General features: G+C 67.2%; 20 protein-coding genes. 8 read left to right on the plus strand and 12 right to left on the minus strand.

What is annotated here, in order from left to right; all coding sequences use genetic code 11:
• Nucleotides 1-149 precede the first annotated feature (149 nt).
• Nucleotides 150-938 carry an SDR family NAD(P)-dependent oxidoreductase gene (locus GGQ59_RS11330; protein WP_183818666.1) on the plus strand — a complete coding sequence of 263 codons (789 nt, stop codon included), beginning with the start codon at nt 150-152 and terminating at the stop codon, nt 936-938.
• 12 nt (nt 939-950) lie between these two features.
• On the plus strand, nt 951-2579 hold the full coding sequence (locus GGQ59_RS11335; RefSeq protein ID WP_183818668.1) for an alpha-amylase family glycosyl hydrolase: 1629 nt from the start codon (nt 951-953) through the stop codon (nt 2577-2579).
• Between the two features lie 2 nt (nt 2580-2581).
• Here the strand turns inward: GGQ59_RS11335 and GGQ59_RS11340 are convergent, their stop codons facing one another.
• Nucleotides 2582-4222 carry a M20/M25/M40 family metallo-hydrolase gene (locus tag GGQ59_RS11340; protein ID WP_183818670.1) on the minus strand — a complete coding sequence of 547 codons (1641 nt, stop codon included), beginning with the start codon at nt 4220-4222 and terminating at the stop codon, nt 2582-2584.
• A gap of 67 nt (nt 4223-4289) precedes the next feature.
• Entirely contained in the window at nt 4290-4646 is a 357-nt protein-coding gene (gene panD / locus GGQ59_RS11345) for an aspartate 1-decarboxylase (RefSeq protein ID WP_183818672.1), read from the minus strand.
• A 125-nt stretch (nt 4647-4771) separates the two neighbouring features.
• On the opposite strand from panD, the gene GGQ59_RS11350 reads away from it, so the two are divergent.
• Nucleotides 4772-5551: a ferredoxin--NADP reductase gene (locus tag GGQ59_RS11350; RefSeq protein WP_183818674.1), complete on the plus strand. Its 780-nt coding sequence runs from the start codon at nt 4772-4774 to the stop codon at nt 5549-5551.
• A gap of 53 nt (nt 5552-5604) precedes the next feature.
• Here GGQ59_RS11350 and GGQ59_RS11355 read toward each other — a convergent pair whose 3' ends face one another.
• The 4 genes from GGQ59_RS11355 to GGQ59_RS11370 form a co-directional block, all read right to left on the minus strand.
• The gene (locus GGQ59_RS11355; RefSeq protein ID WP_183818676.1) at nt 5605-6108 is read right to left on the minus strand and encodes a type III secretion system chaperone family protein; all 504 of its coding nucleotides are present in this window, start codon (nt 6106-6108) and stop codon (nt 5605-5607) included.
• Nucleotides 6109-6343: 235 nt separating this feature from the next.
• Nucleotides 6344-6610 (minus strand): accessory factor UbiK family protein, encoded by a 267-nt coding sequence (locus GGQ59_RS11360; RefSeq protein ID WP_183819054.1) that lies wholly within the window; start codon nt 6608-6610, stop codon nt 6344-6346.
• Nucleotides 6607-7095, minus strand: a complete 489-nt coding sequence (locus GGQ59_RS11365) for a CreA family protein (RefSeq protein ID WP_246408767.1) — start codon at nt 7093-7095, stop codon at nt 6607-6609. The genes GGQ59_RS11360 and GGQ59_RS11365 overlap by 4 nt, the downstream gene beginning before the upstream one ends.
• A 56-nt stretch (nt 7096-7151) precedes the next feature.
• Nucleotides 7152-7853 (minus strand): PspA/IM30 family protein, encoded by a 702-nt coding sequence (locus tag GGQ59_RS11370; protein ID WP_183818680.1) that lies wholly within the window; start codon nt 7851-7853, stop codon nt 7152-7154.
• Between the two features lie 106 nt (nt 7854-7959).
• On the opposite strand from GGQ59_RS11370, the gene GGQ59_RS11375 reads away from it, so the two are divergent.
• Genes GGQ59_RS11375 through GGQ59_RS11390 form a run of 4 tightly spaced genes read left to right on the plus strand, consistent with a single transcriptional unit; the run spans nt 7960 to nt 10832 of the window.
• Nucleotides 7960-8967: an ion channel gene (locus GGQ59_RS11375; RefSeq protein ID WP_183818682.1), complete on the plus strand. Its 1008-nt coding sequence runs from the start codon at nt 7960-7962 to the stop codon at nt 8965-8967.
• The gene (locus GGQ59_RS11380) at nt 8967-9608 is read left to right on the plus strand and encodes a DUF2491 family protein (RefSeq protein ID WP_183818684.1); all 642 of its coding nucleotides are present in this window, start codon (nt 8967-8969) and stop codon (nt 9606-9608) included. Before GGQ59_RS11375 ends, GGQ59_RS11380 begins: the two co-directional genes overlap by 1 nt.
• Before the next feature lie 15 nt (nt 9609-9623).
• The gene (locus tag GGQ59_RS11385) at nt 9624-10046 is read left to right on the plus strand and encodes a DUF350 domain-containing protein (protein ID WP_183818686.1); all 423 of its coding nucleotides are present in this window, start codon (nt 9624-9626) and stop codon (nt 10044-10046) included.
• A 57-nt stretch (nt 10047-10103) separates the two neighbouring features.
• The gene (locus tag GGQ59_RS11390; protein ID WP_183818688.1) at nt 10104-10832 is read left to right on the plus strand and encodes a DUF1190 domain-containing protein; all 729 of its coding nucleotides are present in this window, start codon (nt 10104-10106) and stop codon (nt 10830-10832) included.
• Between the two features lie 3 nt (nt 10833-10835).
• Here GGQ59_RS11390 and GGQ59_RS11395 read toward each other — a convergent pair whose 3' ends face one another.
• Complete coding sequence (locus tag GGQ59_RS11395) at nt 10836-11870, minus strand: PAS domain-containing protein (protein WP_183818690.1); 1035 nt, start codon at nt 11868-11870, stop codon at nt 10836-10838.
• Nucleotides 11871-11993: 123 nt separating this feature from the next.
• Between GGQ59_RS11395 and GGQ59_RS11400 the strand changes: the two genes are divergently transcribed.
• Nucleotides 11994-13481, plus strand: coding sequence for a phosphomannomutase/phosphoglucomutase (locus GGQ59_RS11400; RefSeq protein WP_183818692.1), 1488 nt, complete (start codon nt 11994-11996; stop codon nt 13479-13481).
• Between the two features lie 68 nt (nt 13482-13549).
• Here the strand turns inward: GGQ59_RS11400 and GGQ59_RS11405 are convergent, their stop codons facing one another.
• From GGQ59_RS11405 to GGQ59_RS11425, 5 genes are all read right to left on the minus strand, one after another.
• Nucleotides 13550-14554 carry an SDR family oxidoreductase gene (locus tag GGQ59_RS11405; RefSeq protein ID WP_183818694.1) on the minus strand — a complete coding sequence of 335 codons (1005 nt, stop codon included), beginning with the start codon at nt 14552-14554 and terminating at the stop codon, nt 13550-13552.
• Between the two features lie 83 nt (nt 14555-14637).
• Nucleotides 14638-14970: a hypothetical protein gene (locus tag GGQ59_RS11410; protein ID WP_183818696.1), complete on the minus strand. Its 333-nt coding sequence runs from the start codon at nt 14968-14970 to the stop codon at nt 14638-14640.
• Nucleotides 14971-15026: 56 nt separating this feature from the next.
• Entirely contained in the window at nt 15027-16505 is a 1479-nt protein-coding gene (gene mgtE, locus GGQ59_RS11415) for a magnesium transporter (RefSeq protein WP_246408768.1), read from the minus strand.
• A gap of 79 nt (nt 16506-16584) precedes the next feature.
• Nucleotides 16585-19539, minus strand: coding sequence for a response regulator (locus tag GGQ59_RS11420; RefSeq protein WP_183818698.1), 2955 nt, complete (start codon nt 19537-19539; stop codon nt 16585-16587).
• 169 nt (nt 19540-19708) lie between these two features.
• Complete coding sequence (locus GGQ59_RS11425) at nt 19709-19954, minus strand: DUF1467 family protein (protein WP_183818700.1); 246 nt, start codon at nt 19952-19954, stop codon at nt 19709-19711.

Here is a 19954-nt window from a genome sequence, read left to right on the forward strand (position 1 = left end):
TCGGCCAGTTTGGCCGATGCCCGAGGGGCAGGCAACGCGAGTCTGAACCGCCGCGATCGGTCGCAGGGGCCGCGACTCGCCAAGATCCCCCCGAGCGCCATGTCCTGCCCGGCATGGGCCGAGCGGCTCGACAGACGAACGGATTGAACATGGACCTCGGGATCAGCGGCCGCAGGGCGGTCATCTCCGGCGGCGCGGGCGACATCGGCATGGCGGCGGCACGGTTCCTCCTCGCGGAGGGCGTGAAGGTGGTGCTGACGGACCTCAAGAAAGACGATCTCGAGGTGGCCCAGGACCAGCTCGGCGACGTCGAAGCGGTCATCGAAGCGGACCTTTCCACCCAGGACGGCGCGGACAAGGTGCTGGCGGCGATCGACGGCGACGTCGACATCCTGGTTCATGCGGCCGGCATCACAGGCGCCAAGGGCGATCCGCTGCAGATGAAGGAAGAGGACTGGAGCGAGGCCTTCCAGGTCGACTTCATGTCCGCCGTCCGCATGGCGAAGACCTTCATCCCTCCCATGGGCGAGCGCGGCTGGGGCCGAGCGGTCTTCGTGACGTCCGAGAACGCGGCGCAGTCCTATCCGGACGAGGTCGTCTACAACATGGCCAAGGTCGGCGTCCTCTCCTTCATCAAGGGCGTCAGTCAGACGGTCGCGAGCAAGGGCGTGCTCGTGAACTCCGTCGCGCCCGCCTTCATCGAAACCAACATGACCGACGGCATGATGGAGAAACGGATGAAGGAGCAGGATTCCAGCTTCGACGAGGCGGTACAGTCCTTTCTCAAGGAGGAACGCCCCTACCTCGTGCTCGACCGCCGGGGCCAACCCGACGAGGTCGGCGCCGTCATCGCGTTCCTCTGTTCCGAACTCGCAAGCTTCGTCACCGGATCGAACTATCGCGTCGACGGCGGCGCGGTGATCGGGCTCGACATCTAGGAGCGACGGGGCATGGGGCAGAAGAGCGACGGGGGCGGCGCGGGCCGCCCCTGGTGGCATGGCGCGGCCATCTATCAGATCTACCCGCGCAGCTTCCTCGACACGACGGGCAGCGGGCTGGGCGACCTTCCGGGCATCACGCGGAAGCTCGACTACGTGGCCGGCCTCGGCGTCGACGCGGTCTGGCTGTCGCCATTCTACCCTTCGCCGGACAAGGACTTCGGCTACGACATCACCCGGCACTGCCACGTCGACCCGCGCTTCGGCACGATGGACGACCTCGTCGCGCTCGTGGAACGGGCCCACGAACTCGGCATGAAGGTCATCATCGACGCCGTTCTGAACCACACCTCCGATCAGCACTTCTGGTTCAAGGAGAGCCGCCTCGACCGGACGAACCCGAAGGCGGACTGGTATCAATGGGTGGACCCGAAGCCGGACGGAACGGTGCCGAACAACTGGCTGAACCGGTACGGGGCGCCCCAGTGGACCTGGTGTCCGGTCCGCGAGCAGTACTATCGTCACCAATACCTGCCGAGCCAACCGGCGCTGAACCTGTCGAACCCCGACGTCGTCGAGGCGCGGCTGAAGTTCGTGGACAAGTGGCTCGACCGGGGCGTCGACGGCCTGCGCTTCGACGCGGTCGCCGAGTACTATGCCGACGAAGGGTTGCGGGACAATCCGCCCGCCGATCCGGACGACGACGAAGTGACGCCGGTTGGGCGCTTCAACCCCTTCGCCTGGCAAAAGCACGTCCATGACTGCAACGGCGAGCCGGTCGCAAAGTTCGTCGCGGGACTCCAGGACCAGGTCGAATGCGCCGGCTGCACCTTCACCTTCTCGGAGATCGACGTCCGCTGGGACGCCTATCGCAGCCTCGGCCGGTACACGGGCGGGAAGGAATTCAACGCGGCCTACACGCCCGACTTCATGGCCTCGTCCCTGCTGCCGTCCAACTTCGCACGGATCGCGGAGAGCGTGGAGCGGGAGTCCAGCCTGCGCAGCCTCGTCTGGGCCGTGACGAACCACGATGCGAGCCGGATGGTGTCGCGCTGGGCGCCGCAGGGGGCCGACGACGAGTTGAAGGCGAAGGTGTCGAAGCTCGGCTGCGCGATCCTGACCTGCCTCGATGGTCAGATCTCGTTCTTCCAAGGCGAGGAACTCGGCCTGCCCGACGCCGATTACGCCTATGAAGAGCTCAAGGACCCGCAAGGCATCGCTTTCTGGCCGATGGGCGGGGGGCGCGATCCCATACGGCACCCCTTCCCTTGGGACGGGACGCCGATGGCCGGCTTCACGACGGGCGGCACGCCGTGGCTGCCGGTGAAGGAAGAGGTCGCCCGGCTGAACGTGGCGACGCAGGACGGAGACGAAGCGAGCGTCCTGAACGCCTGGCGGCGGTTGTTGCGCCTCCGCCAAGAGACGCCCGCCCTGCGCTACGGCGCGATGACGGTCTTGGACGCCGACGATGCGCTGGGCTTGCTACGTCTGCGCCGCGAGCACGATGGCGAGGCGGTCGAAGCGGTATTCCGCCTGGCCGACGTCGAGATCGCGCCCGAACTGCCCGAAGGCGAGGTTCTGGACGCCTCCGCCGAAGGGCCGCTCGAACCCTTCGGCTGGAGGATCGTTCGGCTCGGTTGAGTTCAGTCCGCCCCGACGGCCGCTTCGTCACCCGCATAGAGATCGCCGAAGAAGTCGCCCCGGTTCCATTCGGGCCGTTCGTCGGCGTTCGCGATCGCCTTGGCGATCCGGTAGTTCAGCTCCGCGAAGCGCGCGCCGACGTCGTAGCGGATCGGCAGCCTCGGTGAGTCCGACACCTGGTGGTAGTGCGTGCTCATGAAGTTGCGGAAGCTCTGCTCGCCGCCGTTCGAGAAGCCGAGGAACAGGAAGACCGAGGGCACCCCTTCCTTGACGAAGCTGTAGTGGTCCGAGCGTACGAAGAGGACCATCTCGGGCACAGGGTCGGGCGCCAGGGTCACGTCCATACCCTCGGCCGCCTCCGCGACGATGTCTTGCAAGGTCGAGTGCTGCGCGCCGAAGGCGATGACGTCGGTGAAGTCGTGCATCAGGATGGGCATGTCGAGGTTCACGTCGGCGACCATCGCGCCTTGGGGCACGGTCGGGTTGGACGCGAAGTACTCCGAGCCCAAGAGCCCCTTCTCCTCCGCTGTGACGGCGACGAAGAGGACCGAGCGGCGCGGACGCTCCTCGTCCGTCGTGAAGCGGCGGGCCGCCTCCAGCATGGTTGCGATGCCCGAGGCGTTGTCCATCGCGCCGTTGTGGATGACATCCGCGCCCTTCGCGTGCTCGCCATCGTCGATGCCGACGTGGTCGAGGTGCGCGGAGAGGACGACGTACTCGCCCTTCAGCTCGGGGTCGGACCCTTCGATCATGCCGACGACGTTCGGTGCGGTGTAGTTCTCGAACCGACCCTCGGCACGGAGGGTCATCGTGCCGCCAAGGTCGATGGCCGCGATCCGGCCCGCCTCATCGGGCGTCGCCGCCGCATCGAGGTCCTCGCCCGCCGCCTCGAAGAGGCGCATCGCCGCGCTTCCGGACAAGTGACCGGTGACGACGTCCTCGTGACCGGCGTCGCGCCCGGCGAAGGTGTTGGCGGGCATGTCGGCGTAGCGGGCCATACGGGCGCGCATCTCCGGCGTCTCCTCCGCCGCGCTGCCGAGAACGAGGACGGCGCTCGCCCCGCGGGCGGCGGCGGCGGCGATCTTGGTGGTCGTCGATTGGAAGTGCGCCGCCTCTTCCGACGGCAGGCCGTCAGGGGCGCCCTGCAGCAGGAGGACGACCTTCCCGGCCGCGTCGATCCCGGCATAGCTGTCGATGCCGAGGGACGGTGCGTCGATGCCGTAGCCTGCGAAGACCACGCCGCCCTCGGCCGTCGCGATGGCGTCTTCGGCGCCCGGGTCCGACAACGACGGCGCGTCGAGCAGGAAGTCCTCGCGGTCTGTCAGGGTCAGGTCTTCGTCCGGCCCCTCGAACGTCGCCAAGGCCGTGCCGGGCGCGCCGCGATAGGCTCTGCGAAGCGGGACGTCCTGGAGGTAGCCGTCCTCGCCTGCGGGTTCGACGCCCATCTGGCGGAACTGCGCGACGACGTAGTCCACGGCCAGGTCGTAACCGCGAGTCCCGGCCTCGCGGCCTTCATACGCATCGCTCGCCAGGGTCGTCAGGTCGGCCTTGAACCGCCTCTCGGCGTCGTTTCCGCCCGTGGTCGCACAGGCCGCAGCGGTGAGGAGCGCCAGGACCGACGCGGTACGGGGAAGAAGCTTCATGATCGCCCTTGGGAAACTCAGGCGGCTAGATTGACCGCTTCTGCCCGAGGCGCAACTCCCGGCCCGATCAGACGATCTTCTTGATCGTGTTGTCGTCGTTCATGAGCACGACCGTCGGATGGTAGTTTCGGGCTTCGGAGGCATCGACCTGGCCGAAGGCGGCGATGATGACCTTGTCGCCCGCATGGGCGAGCCGAGCGGCCGCGCCGTTGAGCATGAACTGCCCCGAGCCGCGCTCGCCCGGAATGGCGTAAGTCGCGAGGCGGGCGCCGTTGGTGACGTTCCAGATGTCGACGTGCTCGTGGGGAAGGATACCGGCCGCGTCCAGTATGTCCTGATCGATGGCGATCGAGCCTTCATAGTGAAGATCGGTCATGGTCAGCGTCGCGCCATGGATCTTCGCTTTGAGCATGTTCAGCAGCATTGAGGCCCTCCGTGGGTCGCCCCTTACATATAGGCATTGTGCGCCGCAACGCGCAGAGGGTTGATCAAAGCGGCGGCTTGGCCAAATAAGGCCGGACTCCTTTCCAAAGACTCTAAGGCTTGCCGATGTCCAGCGCCTTCACGACCGAGCGCGTGCTCTCCGTCGACCACTACACCGACCGCTTGTTCAAGTTCCGGATCACCCGGCCTCAGACCTTCCGTTTCCGGTCGGGCGAGTTCGTCATGATCGGTATGAAGCCCGCCGAGGGTGAGAAGGCGCTCGTGCGCGCCTACTCCGTCGCCTCGCCGGCCTGGGACGAGGAGCTCGAGTTCTTCTCGATCAAGGTCGAGGACGGTCCCCTGACCTCCAAGCTCCAGAAGATCGAGCCGGGCGACGAGCTGATCCTGGGCCGCAAGCCGACCGGCACGCTCGTGCTCGACGCGCTGACGCCTGCGAAGCGGCTCTACATGTTCTCGACCGGCACCGGCTTCGCGCCCTTCGCGAGCCTCGTCCGCGAGCCCGAGACCTATGAGAAGTTCGACGAGGTCATCGTCACCCATACCTGCCGCCTCGGCGCGGAACTGCAGTACTCGGCCGACGTGATCGGCAGCCTGCCGGAGGATCCGCTCGTCGGCGAGGAAGCACCGGAGAAGCTGCGCTACGTATCGTCGTGCACCCGCGAGGACCACGCGACGAAGGGACGGATCACCGATCTGATCACGAGCGGGCAGCTGTTCGAGCAGCTCGGCGTGCCGCGCCTCAACCCCGAGACCGACCGGGTGATGATCTGCGGCAGTCAGGAAATGATCGCCGATACCAAGGCTCTGACGATGGAGCACGGCCTGACCGAGGGCTCGAACGCCAAGCCGGCGGAGTTCGTGGTCGAGAAGGCCTTCGTCGGTTGACGAAAGAAGGGGGCCGGTGACGGCCCCCTACCCTGCCGGTCCAGCGCTGGACATCAGGCGTTTCCGACGGTCTCGAGCACGCAGGCCTCGATCGCCTCGGCGGCGGTCTTTCCGCCCCACATGACGTAGTTGAAGGCCGGGTAGAACTTCTCGAACGCCTCTACCGCGCCGCGCAGCAGGATCTCCGCCTGGCTCGGATCCATGGACTGCCCCGCGGGCAGGACCGCGCCGTTGCGGTAGATGAGGCCGCCGCCGCTCTCCCACAGGTCAAAGTGGCCAAGCCAGAGCCGCTCGTTGACGAGGGCGAGGAGCGCGCAGACCTCGGCCCGCTTCGCTGCGGGCACCTTGATCTCGAGCGGCGCACCGATCTGCAGGACCTGCGCCTCCTCGCGCCAGGCGAACCAGACCGCCACGTCTCGCCAAAGCCCCGTGATGTTCACGTGCAGCTCGGTGGCATCAACGCGCTGGGCGTCGAGGTCGGAGGTGAGCGCCAGCCGCTCGATCGTATCGAGGGGGCCGATCGCTTCCAGTTCGAACTCGGCGGAGGTGAAGGCCATGGGCGGTCCTGATCGTTGCGCGACTTGTGCGACTCGAAGGGACGAACGCCCTCCGGACACAAGATATAGGGGCCTGATTTGCCGTTGTCGCCAACCCGCACCGGACAGTCTGTGTAGAAGTCGCCCCGAACCGAAAGATTTTTCCCGAAGCGGGACAGGTTGAGTCTGCGGCGCAACACACGCGCTCAGCGCGTGAATCATCCTTCCAAGGCGTGTGGAAAACCTTAAGGCTTCCTTAACGCCCTTCGCCGCCCTCGGGCGCTCCGCCCTTCAGCTCGGCGACCTCGGCGGACAGCCGCTCGACCTCCGCCAGCGCCTTGGCGGCCATCTCCTTGACCGCCTCGAACTCCTCGCGCGGGACGAGTTCCATGTCGGCGACGAAGCGCTGAAGCTGGCTGTGAAGCACCGTCTCCGCCTCGCGCCGAACGCCGTCGGCGGCGCCCGCCGCCTCGGCGATGACGCGCGCCATGCCGTCGAAGAAGGGAGAGTTGGTCTGCATCAGGAGGCCTCCGGCTTTCCGCCCGTCCACGTGACGTCCTGCCCGTAAAGGGCGACGGTGGACAGGGACATCTTCGCCGACCCTTCGACGGGCCGACGGGAGTAAGCGATGTACATCAGCGTGTCCGCCTGCGGGTCGTAGATTCGCCGCACGATGATCGACTTCAGCACGATCGACCGGCTCTGCGAGAAGACGCTCTCCCCGCCCCGGCCCATGTCGATGTCGCCGATGACGATCGGACCTGTCTGACGGCAGGCGATCGAACTGTTGGACGGGTCCTCGAACCAGTTGCCGTTCTTCGCACGGTCGAGCACGCCCCTGTCGAAGTAGGTGATGTGGCAGGTGACGCCCTCCACGTCCGGGTCCGCCATCGCCTCGACCTTGATCTCGTTGCCGAGGAAGTCGTTCTTGAACTCGCCGACCTCGTCGTCCCCGCCGCAGGCGGCGAGGAAGGGCAGCAGGGTCAAAGCGGCAAGACGGCGTCGCAAGGGCGGCTCCTTCGAATCATCGCGCATGTGGGGACGCGAGCCGCGCCGCGAAAGGCTCAGGAGCTGCCGAGCTTCTTCGGCTCGCCCGACTTCGCCAGGGCCAGGATGTCATCGGTCGAGGACGACTGGTCGGTGATGCCTGCCTTGGCGAGGCGTTCGTCGAGGTCGCCGCCCTGCTGCGCGAGGTCGCGCGAGGCCTCGATCTTCGCGCGCGTCTCCGCCTGGCGCTGCTTGATCCGCTGAAGGCTGTCGGCCGCGTTGCCCAAAGACGAGTTCGCGCCGCCATGGCTGACGGAGGCGGCGGACTGCGCCTTAACGAGGGCTTCGTTCGCCTTCACCGTGTCGACCTCGCGGCGGAGCTGCTCGATCGTGCGGTCGTTGTCGCGGATCGCGCCGCGCAGATCCTCGATCGTCCGGTCGTAAGTGGCGATGACCTCTTGCTCGGTCTGGCCTTGCTCCTCGATCTGCTTGACGGCGTTGGCGACGTCACGGGCAAGGTCTTCGTCGCCCTTGTCGAGCGCGGCGCGAACCTGTCCCATGCGGCGTTCGTAGTCCGCTTGGAGGCCGTCGAGCTTCTGCTCGGCCAACTTCTTCTTCGCCATGATCGAGGCGAGCTGGTCCTTCGCCTTGCCGTTCGAGACCTCGGCGTCGCGAAGCTCCTGGTCGAGGATGCGCATCGCGTTGGCGTCGACCGCCTTCTGCCCCGCCTCGTTGGTCGCGCCTCTGAGCGCCGTAAGCAGCTTGGACAGGAACCCCATGGATCGCACTCCCTCTATCGCGTCGTCCCTCGCGAGGTTCGACCTGTTGTTGATGTGACCGCCTGTCAAGATTAGCAAGGGAGTGGGAACATCGAGGGGACGCGGCTTGCCGATCATCCTAAGACGGCTCGTGATCGCGACGATCGAGGCGCATGGCTGGGTCATGACGCTGGCCGCGGCTGTCCATATCGGCGTCACCTGGCTCGTGCTGCGGCTTCTCGGCGAGACGGCGCTGACCGGCGAGGCCTTCGGCTACTACTACCTCACCACGGTCACGACGGTCGGCTATGGCGACCTTTCGCCCGAAGGCACGGCGGCGCGGTGGTTCGCCGGCCTCTGGCTGATGGTCGGCGGCATCGCGCTCTTCACGACGGTGCTCGCGAAGGTGCTAGGAACGGTCAGCGCGGCGTGGAGGCGGCGGATGGAAGGGTACGGAGATCACGGGCAGCTCGAAGGGCACACCGTCCTGATCGGCTACGAGCCGGGGCGGACGAAGCGCCTGATCGCGGAGCTGCGCGCGGACGACGGCGCGGCCGGCGGCACGGACGACGCGGAGATGGTCGTCGTCTCGACCAGCGAGGCGAAGCTGCCCGAGGACGTACGGCTCGTTCGGACCGAGCGCCTGGCCGACACCGACGCGCTGAAGCGAGCGGGCCTCGAAAGCGCCGACCGGATCATCATCTACGCGGATAGCGACGACGTAACGCTCGCGGCGTGCCTGGCCTCGGCGGCGGTGAACGGGGAGGCGCATACCGTCGCCTACTTCAAGGACGGCGACACGGCCGCCCTCGCCCGCCACCACTGCCCGCACCTGGAGACCGTGACGTCCCCGTCCGAAGAACTCGTCGTCCGCGCCGCGCGCGACCCCGGCGCGAGCGCGGTCCTGATGGCGCTCGTCTCCGCCACCGACGAGGCCGGGGCCCTCTACTCGACCAAGGGCGAGCGGGTCGGCGCGCCGACGACCGCCGCCCGCGTTACCGACTTCCTCCGCGACAAGGGCGCGACGCTGCTCGCGCTGCAGGACGGCGGCGCCCCTGCTCTTTGCTTCGGCCCCGAGCAGGATGTCGCCGTGGACACGGTCGTCTTCTACGTCGCCCGCTCGAGGGTCGCCTGATGGTCCTCGGCAAGCTCATTCGCTCCTTCGGCAGCGAGCCGCCCAAGCGCGCGCTTCCCATCGTCGGCCCCGCCACGCTCGGCCGCTCGGTCCGCCTCGACCCTTCCATGCTCGCGGCGATGGAAGGCGCGCTCGGCGAGCCCGTCTCCCCCGACCTCGTCATCACCGGCCAGGGCCTGATCGCGATGGAGGACGATGCGGGGACGACCTACCTTCACCGGTTCTACGACGACGAAGACCGCATGCTGCAGGCGTTGACCGACAGCGAGGACGGCGGCGATGCGCTCGAGTGGTCCTTCTACGTACCGGCGGGGTCGGAGTACCTCGCCTCCGGTACCAGCGTGTCGGACTGGACCGCCCGCCTCTCGCGCGCCCACATCGAGCACGACGGGGAGCGCTTCGAGCGCACTTGGTACGACGACGACACGCGCGAACAGCCGCCGGTGCGCTTCACCGAGCTCGTCTACGAGGACGAGACCGGACAGACGGGCCGGAACCTGCCGCAGGAGTGCATGGTCTACGCCCGCGACACCGCGCAAGGCGAACTGCTGCTCCTCGCCCTCGTCATGGGCGAAGGCGAGGAGGCGAGCTTCGAGCGCATGCTCGGCACGGGGCTTCGGCCCCATCAGGTAACGGTCTAAAAGAGGGGATACGGAATGTTCGACGTCGGCACGGGGCTTTCGAGCCTGGGACAGGGGCTGCTGCCCTTCCTCGTCTACTTCATCGTCGGGCTCGCCCTGACGGGCGGGTTCGCCGCGCTCTACGCGGCGGTGACGCCGCACGAGGAGCTGAAGCTCATCAAGTCGAACAACGCCGCCGCCGCGGTCAGCTTCTCGGGCGCCCTTCTCGGCTTCGCCCTGCCGATGGCGCACCTGATCGCGCAGGCGGTGACCGTGTTCGAGTTCCTCTTCTGGGGAATCGCGGCAGGCCTCGTGCAGCTTGCCGCGTTCTTCTTGTTCCGCCTCGTCTTCCCGCGCATCAGCGTAAGGATCGAGGGCGGCGAGATGGCCGCACCGGTGGCCCTCGCCGCGACGCACGTCGTGATCGGCCTCATCAACGCGGCGAGCCTGACGTACTGAGGTCAGAACATTGATAGGGCGCAGCGAAGCGTCCACATTCGGATCCAGGAGGCTCCCATGAAACGCTCGCGCGCCGTACCGCTTGTCCTCATGTCAGGCGCTGCCGGCATGGCCGGTTGCGACGGGGCCGACCAGGCCGCGCGCGACGCGCCTCCCGCGCCGACCTTCCCGACCGAAGCCGCCTGCCTCGACACCGGCGTCTTCGCGGCCAAGGCCTGCGCGGACCTCGTCGTGCAGGAAGGCCGCGAGGCGCCGCCCGCGCAGGCGATGAACTACGCGAGCGTCGATGAGTGCCGCGCCGACGACTACTTCCAGGACGACTACTGCGTCGCGAAGTACGAAGAGGCGCTGCAGCTGAGCCAGGACTACGCGCCCTCCTACGACAACGTCGCGGCCTGCGAGGCGGACTATGGTCCGCAAGGCTGCGGCCGGCAGACGGTCCAGGGTGGCGGCGGCGGCTATTGGAGCCCCTTCTTCACCGGCTTCCTGGTCAGCTCGGCGATCAACGGCATCTTCGCGCAGCCCCAGCCCTACTATCGCGACTATTATGGCGGCGGTTACCGGACGCTCGGCGGCTACGGCTTCGACGGGCGGGGCCGCGGCACCTACGTGCCGCAGCAGGCCTACCGGCAGACGCAGACCGTGACGACCGGTCGGACCAATGCCGTCAAGGCCCGCACGGGCCAGCTCCGCGCGACGCCCACGCGCGCGAACGCGCAGCGGACCTCGGTGGCGCGGCGCGGCGGCTTCGGCGGACGATCGGGCGGCCGCGGTTACGGCGGCTGAGGCTTACGTCTCGAAGCGCAAGGTCACCCGAGTTCCCGGCCTCTCCTGATCGGGCCAACGAGGCTGGACGGAGACGTCGCCGCCGATTCGCTCGACGAGGGACAGGACGATCCGTCCCCCAAGACTATCCGCCCGAGGCCAGGCGCCGTCGGGCGTTCCGCAGCCATCGTCGAGGACATGAAGCTCGGCGGTGTTCTCGTGGCAGGTCAGCTCGATTCGGACTTCGCCCTCGTCCCGTTCGCCGAAGGCGTGCCGGAAGGCGTTCGTCAGCACTTCGGAGAGGTAGAGGCCGAGGCGCGCTGCCGTATCGATGGCAATGCTGGCCTTCGCGATCTCGACGTTCAGCCTGACCTCCGGGCGACCGTCGATCTCGTGTACGGCGGACGCGATTCGCGACAGGTAAGCGCCCGGATGGATCCGTTCGTTCTCTTCGCCGCCTGTCCGCGTCGCGAACTCGTCGTAGAGTAGGCTGATCGCCTCCACGCGCCGGCTGATGGTCTCCGCGAACTCGGGTGCCTGACGCTGCTCCGCCGCTTCGAGGCGAATCATCGCCAGGATCATGGCGAGGTGGTTCTTCACGCGGTGCTGGAGTTCGCGCAGCCGCTCGTCGAGTTCGCGGGCGCGTTCCTCGTGATCCTCCGAGGTCTGCCGCCTCGTCTGGACGCCGAGGAAGTAGGTGACCTTTCCGCAGGGATCACGCAGCGGCGTGATGAGGAGACGATTGAGGAACGGCGTACCGTCCGCCCTGTAGTTCAGGATGTCGACGGAGACTTCCTCCCCGCCTTCGATCGCGGCGCGGATCTTGGAACGGTCGCTCTCCCTCGTTCCGGGTCCTTGAAGGAAGCGGCAGTTTCTGCCGACGACGGCGTTGGCGCTGTAGCCCGTATCGCGCACGAAGGCGGAGTTCACGTAGACGATCGGACAGTCGTCCTGGTTCGGGTCCGCCAGCACCATCGCGAGCGGGAAGCTCGCCAGCGTCTTCTGCGACAGATCCCCCGGGAGAGGAGACGGCAACGGGAATGTCTGGTGTTCGTTCATCGAGCGGAAGGTTAGCAGCGCCGTCACACGAACGTTACTCACGTTTTGTACTGGCTTCACTCACCGGCATGCTTGCTCTGCTCCATCAGGCCAGTAAGTCTCGGCGAACCCTAGGAGGACGCGATGCTGCCCAAACCCGAGACCGGCCTGAAGCCGAACACGCTCGCCTACGAGATGACGCCGCTCGTCAAACCGACGGGCTTCCGCGAGTACGACGCGCGCTGGATCTTCGAAGAGGAGATCAACCGCCTCGGCATCCAGGCGCTCGGCGCCGGCCTCGGCACGCTGATCCACGAACTCGGCAAGGAGCCGGCTTGCGTCGTCGGGCACGACTTCCGCTCCTACTCCTCCTCGATCAAGCAAGCGCTGATCGTCGGTCTGATGAGCGCGGGCGTGAAGGTCCACGACATCGGCCTCGCCCTGTCGCCGGTGGCCTACTTCGCGCAGTTCGAACTCGGCGTTCCTTGCGTCGCCATGGTGACCGCCAGCCACAACGAGAACGGCTGGACCGGCGTGAAGATGGGCGTCGACGCCCCCCTGACCTTCGGCCCGGAAGAGATGGGTCGCCTCAAGGAGATCGTTCTCTCGGGTTCGTTCAAGGGTCGCGAGGGCGGCGGCTACACCTACGTCACCGACATGCGCGAGCGTTACATCGCCGACGTGACGAGCCGCGCGAACCTCTCGCGCAAGATCAAGGTCATCGCCGCCTGCGGCAACGGCACCGCTGGCGCCTACGCGCCCGAAGCGCTCGAGCGGATGGGCGCGGAAGTCGTGCCGATGGACGCCGAGCTCGACTTCACCTTCCCCAAGTACAACCCGAACCCCGAAGACATGAAGATGCTGCACGCGATGCAGCAGGCCGTGCGCGAACAGGGCGCGGACGTGGCCTTGGGCTTCGACGGGGACGGCGACCGCTGCGGCGTGGTCGACAATGAGGGCGAGGAGATCTTCGCTGACAAGATCGGCGTCATGCTGGCGCGGGACATCTCCGCCCAGCACGAGAACGCGAAGTTCGTCGTCGACGTGAAGTCGACGGGCCTCTTCACGACCGACCCCGTCCTGAAGGATCAGGGCGCGCAAACCGTCTACTGGAAGACCGGCCACAGCTACATCAAGCGCAAGACGACCGAGATCCAGGCGCTGGCGGGCTTCGAGAAGTCAGGGCACTTCTTCTTCCGCCCGCCCTACGGCCGCGGATATGACGACGGCCTCGTCGCGGCGGCGGCGATCCTCAACATGCTCGACCGCAACCCCGACAAGACGATGGCGGACCTCCGCCGTGACCTGCCGCGTACGTACCAATCGCCGACCATGTCCCCGCACTGCGACGACGACAAGAAGTACGACGTGGTCGAGAAGATCGTCGCGGAGCTGAAGGGCCGCTCCGACATGATCGGTCAGAAGGTGGTGGACGTGAACGACGTCAACGGCGTCCGCATCACGGTGGAGGACGGCACCTGGGGCCTCATCCGCGCCTCTTCGAACAAGCCCGAGCTCGTCTGCGTGGTCGAGAGCCCGGCCTCGGAGGAGAACCGGAACGCCATGTTCCGCGAGCTGCAAGGCGTCCTCGCAGAGCACCCCGAAGTCGGCGAGTTCAATCAGACCCTCTGACGGGAGGAGCGGGGCGGCGCCCTAGCGGGGGCCGCCCGTCGTTCCGCCCATCGGCGCTAAGCGATCAATCAGGGCTGCCCGCTGCCGCCCGCCGCGCCGTAGATCTGACCGGTGGCGTAGCTCGCATCCGAGGCCGCGAGCTGCACGTAGATCGACCCTAGCTCCGCGGGCTGGCCTGGCCGCCCGAGCGGCGCGTCACCGCCGAATTCCTGCAGCTTGTCCATGGTCGCGCCGCCCGCGACTTGCAGCGGTGTCCAGATCGGGCCCGGCGCGACGCCGTTGACGCGAATCCCCTTCGGACCGAGCTGCTTCGCCATCGATCGCGTGAAGTTCAGCATCGCCGCCTTCGTCATCGCGTAGTCGACGAGGTCCTTCGACGGATCGGTCGCCTGCTCGGAAGTCGTCTGAATGATCACCGAGCCCGGCTTGAGGTAGTCGAGCGCCGCCTTGGTGATCCAGAACATCGCGTAGATGTTCGTCTTCATCGTCGCGTCGAACGCTTCGGTCGTGATGTCCTGAAGCGTCGGCTTGGTCTGTTGGCGCGAGGCGTTGTTGACCAGGATGTCGAGGCCGCCGAGCTCTTCGGCTGCCCGCGCGACCATCGCCGTGCAGTGCTCCTCGTCCCGGATATCGCCGGGCAAGGTCACCGCCTTGCGCCCTGCCTTCTCGATGAGGGCGACCACCTCCTGCGCGTCCGGCTCTTCGTCCGGAAGGTAGCTGATGGCGACATCCGCGCCCTCGCGGGCGTAAGCGATCGCGGCCGCCCTGCCCATGCCGCTGTCCCCGCCCGTTATCAGCGCCTTGCGGCCCATAAGGCGGCCCGAGCCCTTGTAGCTCTCCTCGCCATGGTCGGGACGCGGCTTCATCTTGCTGGCGAGGCCTGGGAAGGGCTGCTTCTGCTTCTCGAAGGGCGGTTGGGGGTACTTCGTCGTCGGGTCCGTCATCGGGGCGGCGGTCGCTGCGCCTTGCGCGCTGCCGGATTGCTGCGCGCGGGCCCCGGTGACCGAAGCGCCGGCGCCGAGCGCCGCGGCCGCGCCCAGAACGTGACGGCGGGAGAGGTGATCGTTGGACATGGAGAGGCTTTCTCGTCGAGTGCCCTCCGGAAACGTCTTGGCGCCGCGACCGGTTCGCTAAGCCGTTCGGAAAGCTTCGGACTTTACGCCGCAGCCGTAGCGCCCGCCGACCCTGCGCCCTGCCCCTCGCCCGCCTCCTTCGCCATCTGCGCACGCAGCTGCCGGTTCGGGTGGAGCAGGTAGCGATAGATGCCGATGAGATTGATGACGAACATGACGGCGTTCTGAACGAACAAGGCCGTCCCCTCTTCCCGCATCAGCGCCGTGACCATCCAGGCGACCGACGAGACGGTGAACACGACGAAGGCCCACCCGGTAACGCGCACGCCGAGGTTCAGCGACACCAGGACCGCGGCGAGGATCCCAGTGCCGGTGGCCGCCCAGGAGAAGGCGTTGTCGATGAGGCTGTGTTCCATGGAGAGGGCTCGCTTGCTCGGCTAGCTAACCCGCTGGCCCGGCGCTTCGTTCCGCTTCAGCGACCGACGAGGAACACGGCCGCAAGGCCGAGGAAGGCGAAGAAGCCGACGACGTCCGTGACCGTGGTGACGAACACGGCCGAGCTGACCGCGGGGTCGGCGCCGGCCTTCTGCAGGCCGAGGGGAACCAGCGTCCCCGCGAGGCCCGCGCAGACCATGGTGATGATCATCGCCGCAGCGAGGACGCACCCCAGGATCAGGCCGTCGCCTGCCTCCCCATAGCCCGCCAAGTCGTACCAGAAGCCCGCCGCGACGCCGAGAAGGATCGCGAAGGCGATGCCGTTGATCAGGGCCACGATGGTCTCGCGCGTGACGACGCGGATGGCGTTGGCCCCTGTGAGGTTCCGCGTCGCCAGGTTCCGAACGGCGACGGTCAGCGTCTGCGTGCCCGCATTGCCGCCCATGGAGGCCACGATCGGCATGAGGACGGCAAGCGCGACCGCCTGCGCGATGGTCGCGTCGAAGAGGCCGATGATGAAGCTCGCCAGGATCGCGGTCAGAAGGTTCACCGAAAGCCAGGTGAAGCGCGAGCGTGCGACCTGACGCACAGGGATCGACAGGCCGCCCTCTTCCCGGTCGACACCGGCGAGGGCGAGCATGTCCTCGTCGCGCTCCTCGTGGACGATCTCGACCACGTCGTCGACGGTGATCATCCCGACGAGCCGCTGGGATTCGTCCACCACCGGCGCGGAGATCAGGTTGTACTTCTCGAAGAGGTAGGCGACCTCCTCCTGGTCCATCAGGTCACGGACGAGCGGGTGATCCTCGAGGATCAGAGTCTCGATCACCGTGTCGCGGGGCGCCTTCAAGAAGCGCGAGAGGGGCACCACCCCGACGACGCGGAAGGTCGGGTCGACGACGTAGATCTCGTAGAAGCGCTCGGGAAGGTCGTCCTGACCACGCAGGCGGTCGATGATCTCGCCGACGGTCCTGAAGGCAGGGGCCGCGAAGACCTCCCGCTGCATCATCCGCCCGGCGGAGTCGTCCGGGTAGTCGAAGGCCGCCTGCAGCGCGAGCCGGTCTCGGACCGGCATCTCGGCGAGAACCTCGGCGCGGTCGTCCTCGTCCAGATTCTCGATGACGAAGGCGGCGTCGTCGGTGTCGAGTTCGGCGACCGCGAGGGCGAGCTGGTCGTTCGGGATCGCCTCGACCAGCGCATCGCGGACGTCCTCGTCCAGCTCGACGAGGGTCTCGGCGTCGAAGGCGTCGCCGAGGAGCGTGAAGAGGCCGCCGCGGTGGCCCTCCTGCATCTGCTCCATCAGGTCGGCGACGTCGGCGGGGTGCAGCTCCGCGGTCAGCCGCCTGACTTCCGCGGCGTCCTCTACCTCGACGGCGTCGTCGACCGCCCGCACGAAGTCGGGATTGAGCGACATGCGCTCGTCGAGCGGCGCTTCTTCGACGACCGCTTCCTCGGCGGGGGCGTCGGCGGATGCGTCGTCGCCAGGCACGAGGCGGGTATCGGGCTCGTCGGTCAAGTCCGGGCTCTAAAGTAGGCGTTGGGGCGGCGGCTTTGGGCTGCCACGAAACGCGCCTTCGAGCAAGGGCGCCGCCCCGTCAGGCGCTGGCGACCTCGTCCTTACCGGTATCGTCCCCGCCAGCCCAACGCGTCAGGATCGTCTGGAGCGCATCCTTGCGGATGGGTTTAGACAAGTAGTCGTCCATCCCGTGAGCGAGGCACTCGTCCCGCTGCCCCTGGAGCGCGTGCGCCGTAAGGCAGACGACCGGTGTGCGCGGACGGTTCTCCTTGTGCTCGAGTGCCCTGATGGCGGCCGTCGCTTCGTAGCCGTCCATTCGCGGCATGGAGAGGTCCATCAGCACGATGTCGAACCGGTCGGCCTTGTAGGCCTCGTAAGCTTCCTGCCCGTCCTCGGCGTAGGAGACCGCGTACCGGCCCTCGCCCAGGAGGTTCCCAAACACCAGCCTGTTCACCGCGTTGTCGTCCACCACCAAGATGCGCAGCATCGCACCGGCCTCGTCAGGCATGGCCGGCGGGGTGCCCACGGGCGCCGCGACCGCCTCCAGCGCCGGGTTCGAGCGCGCGAAGGCATTGGTGAGCGCACGATAGAGCTGCAGCGCGCGGACGGGTTTGACGAGGTAGCCCTCGGTCCCGATCTCGCGGAACGCGGCGATCGAGGCGTCGTCGTCGGCGGACGACAGGACCACAACCTTGGTCATGCTGAGCATCTCCGACTGGGCGATGTGCCGGGCCACGTCGAGGCCATCGACCTCGGGCATGTGGTAGTCGAGAACGACCGCCTCGAAGGGATGGCCGTCGGTCGCCGTGCGGTCGAGAAGCTCGATCGCCTCGCGCCCCCCGGCGGCGCGGGTCGGCAGGAGACCCCAGGAGCGGCATTGCTCCTCGAGGATGTCGAGGTTGACGTCTACGTCGTCGACGAGAAGCACGCGGGCCGTTGGAAGCTGCTGCATGCCGATCGGGGCCGTGCCCGTATCGTCCGCGACCGGAAGGGGAAGCTCCACCCAGAAGGTGGATCCTGCGCCCAGCGTCGAGTCGACGCCGATGCGCCCACCCATCATCTCGGCGAGGCGGCGGCAGATCGTCAGGCCTAGCCCCGTGCCGCCATAGATGCGTGTCGTCGACTCTTCGGCCTGAGCGAACTCTTCGAAGATCGTCTCCAGCTTGTCCTCGGGAATGCCGATGCCGGTGTCGCGAACCTCGATACGCCAACGGGACTCGCTGCCTCGGGCCTTGCGCACGTCGATCTTGACGTAGCCCTCCGGCGTGAACTTCACGGCGTTGCCGGTCAGGTTGGTGACGATCCGGCGGATGCGGCCGCCATCGCCGATCAGCGAGGCGGGAAGGTTCGGGTCGCAGCGCACGACGATCTCGACGCCCTTGTCCTGCGCCGTCGTCGTCAGCAGCGTGGCGACGTCCTCGACGGCTTCGCGCAGGTCGAAGGGATGGGGGTCTAGTTCCAACCGGCCTGCGTCGATCTTCGAGAAGTCGAGCACGTCGTTGATGACCGTCAGGAGCGCGTTGCCGGACTTGAAGATCGTGTCGGCGAAGAGCTGCTGACGCTCGGTCATCTCCGTCTGCGAGAGAAGCTCGGCCATGCCGAGGATGCCGTTCATCGGCGTGCGGATTTCATGGCTCATGTTGGCGAGGAAGTCCGACTTCGCCTTGCTCGCGGCCTTGTACTTCTCGGTACGCTCGCGGACGCGCTCTTCGAGCGTCTCGATGAGCGCGTCGTGATCGCGCTTCGCCGCGACGAGCGTGCCGGCCAGGATGCCGATCTCGTCGGGCTTCTGACACGCCATGACGAGCTTCGGATCGTCGAGCCGCTGCTCGTCGACGGGACGACCGAACACGGCGGCGATGTCGCCCAAAGGCCGGATGAACCGGCGGCGGATGAAGAGCCCGACGAGGAACGCCTGCGCCAGAAGGCTTCCGAGAAGCAGCAAGGTGACGAAGAGCGGGGCGCGCAGCAGGGACATCATGATCGTCCGCCGCTCGATCAGATCGATCAGCACCCAGTCCGGGCCGGTGAAGTGGTGGTACCGGACGATCCATCGCCCGTCCGCCGAGACGAAGGCGCCCGCGCCCTCTTCCTGGGCTTCGAGTTCGTCGGTCAGGGTCGCGACTGGATAGAGTCTTCCCAGGTGTTCGATCTGCTCGGGCGTCGCGGTTGCGGAGAAGCCGAGTTCGGGCGCCACGATGACCGTGCCGTCCGTGGTCGCAACCAGGCTCGAGGCGACCTCGGCCTCGGTTTCGAGAAGGGAGAGCAGGCGGCTGTTGAGCGCGAGGGTCGTGTCCCAGGCCCCGACGATTTCGTCGCCTTCGATGATCGCGGTCTGGCAGCTTGCGGCCAGCGAACGCCCCGTAGGGTCCCACCCGACCTGGACCGGACCTTCGCAGACGGTCCGCCCCGAAGGATCCAAACTCTCGACGACGTATCCCCACACGGCGAAGTCGGAGGGCGCGTCGTAGCGATAGTAGGATAGCCTGTCCGGCCGGTCCGGCGCGAAGACGACCATGTCGTTGTCGGGCAGCGCGAGCGCTATGCTCTCGACCTTGCCCTCGAAGGCCGCCGCGGCGGTCCTGATCGCCTCCAGCGCCGCGACCATCCGGCGCTTGCGGTCGAGGGTCACCTCGCCCGGCGCGACGAAGGCAGCGAAGGATTCGTAGTGGCGACCGCTGAGGGTGGTGCCTTCGTAGTAGCGGTCGGAAAGCCTGGTGGTGCCGTCGGGCCGCAGTTCGAAGGCGTCGGCGAAGGTCGCTTCCACCTCCGCGTCCGTCAGCCCGGCAAGAAGATCCTCGTACTCGGCGTTGGCCGTCGCGTGAGCGTCCGACACGCGTGCGAAGGGCCGGTCGGCCCGACGTCCGCGTTCGATCATGAAGCGCGACTCGACCGCGACAGCGCGGTCGGCGATGTAGTCGGTGGACAGGACGAAGCAGACCCAACCTGCGGCGATGCCGGTCACGGCCGCGACGCCGGCCAACATCCATCCCAGCTGCCGCCCCAGCGGCCTCTTCGCTCGTTCGCTCCGCATGAACTCGCCCCAGTCCGCAGCGCAACCGGCTTCGCCCCGCTGCGTTGCAGAAAAGTTAAGTTCGTCGGTCGTGTTGCGCCGAAATGGCGAATCTCAGCGTTTTCACACGCGCAGGTTGGGTTCCACGCCGACCGCACCGCCTACAGTTGGTAGCGCTAACACGCTGCGGTCAGACGTCAGGCTCGAGCACGCCGGTGCTGATCACCGCGAAGACCACGACCCAGAGAACCGCCGCGATGAGGCTCGTCCTCTTTACCTTGAACCATAGCTCCGGCGACACGGGCGCCCCCCGCTCGACACCCTTGGGATGGTTAGCCTCGTCCTCCCAAACGCCGCGCACCCGCATAGGGAGGACGGCGAAGAGAACCGTCCACCACAAGAGCAGGTAGACGATGACGCCGCCGACCGGACCCAT

Source organism: Parvularcula dongshanensis (assembly GCF_014199615.1).
Classification (GTDB): domain Bacteria; phylum Pseudomonadota; class Alphaproteobacteria; order Caulobacterales; family Parvularculaceae; genus Parvularcula; species Parvularcula dongshanensis.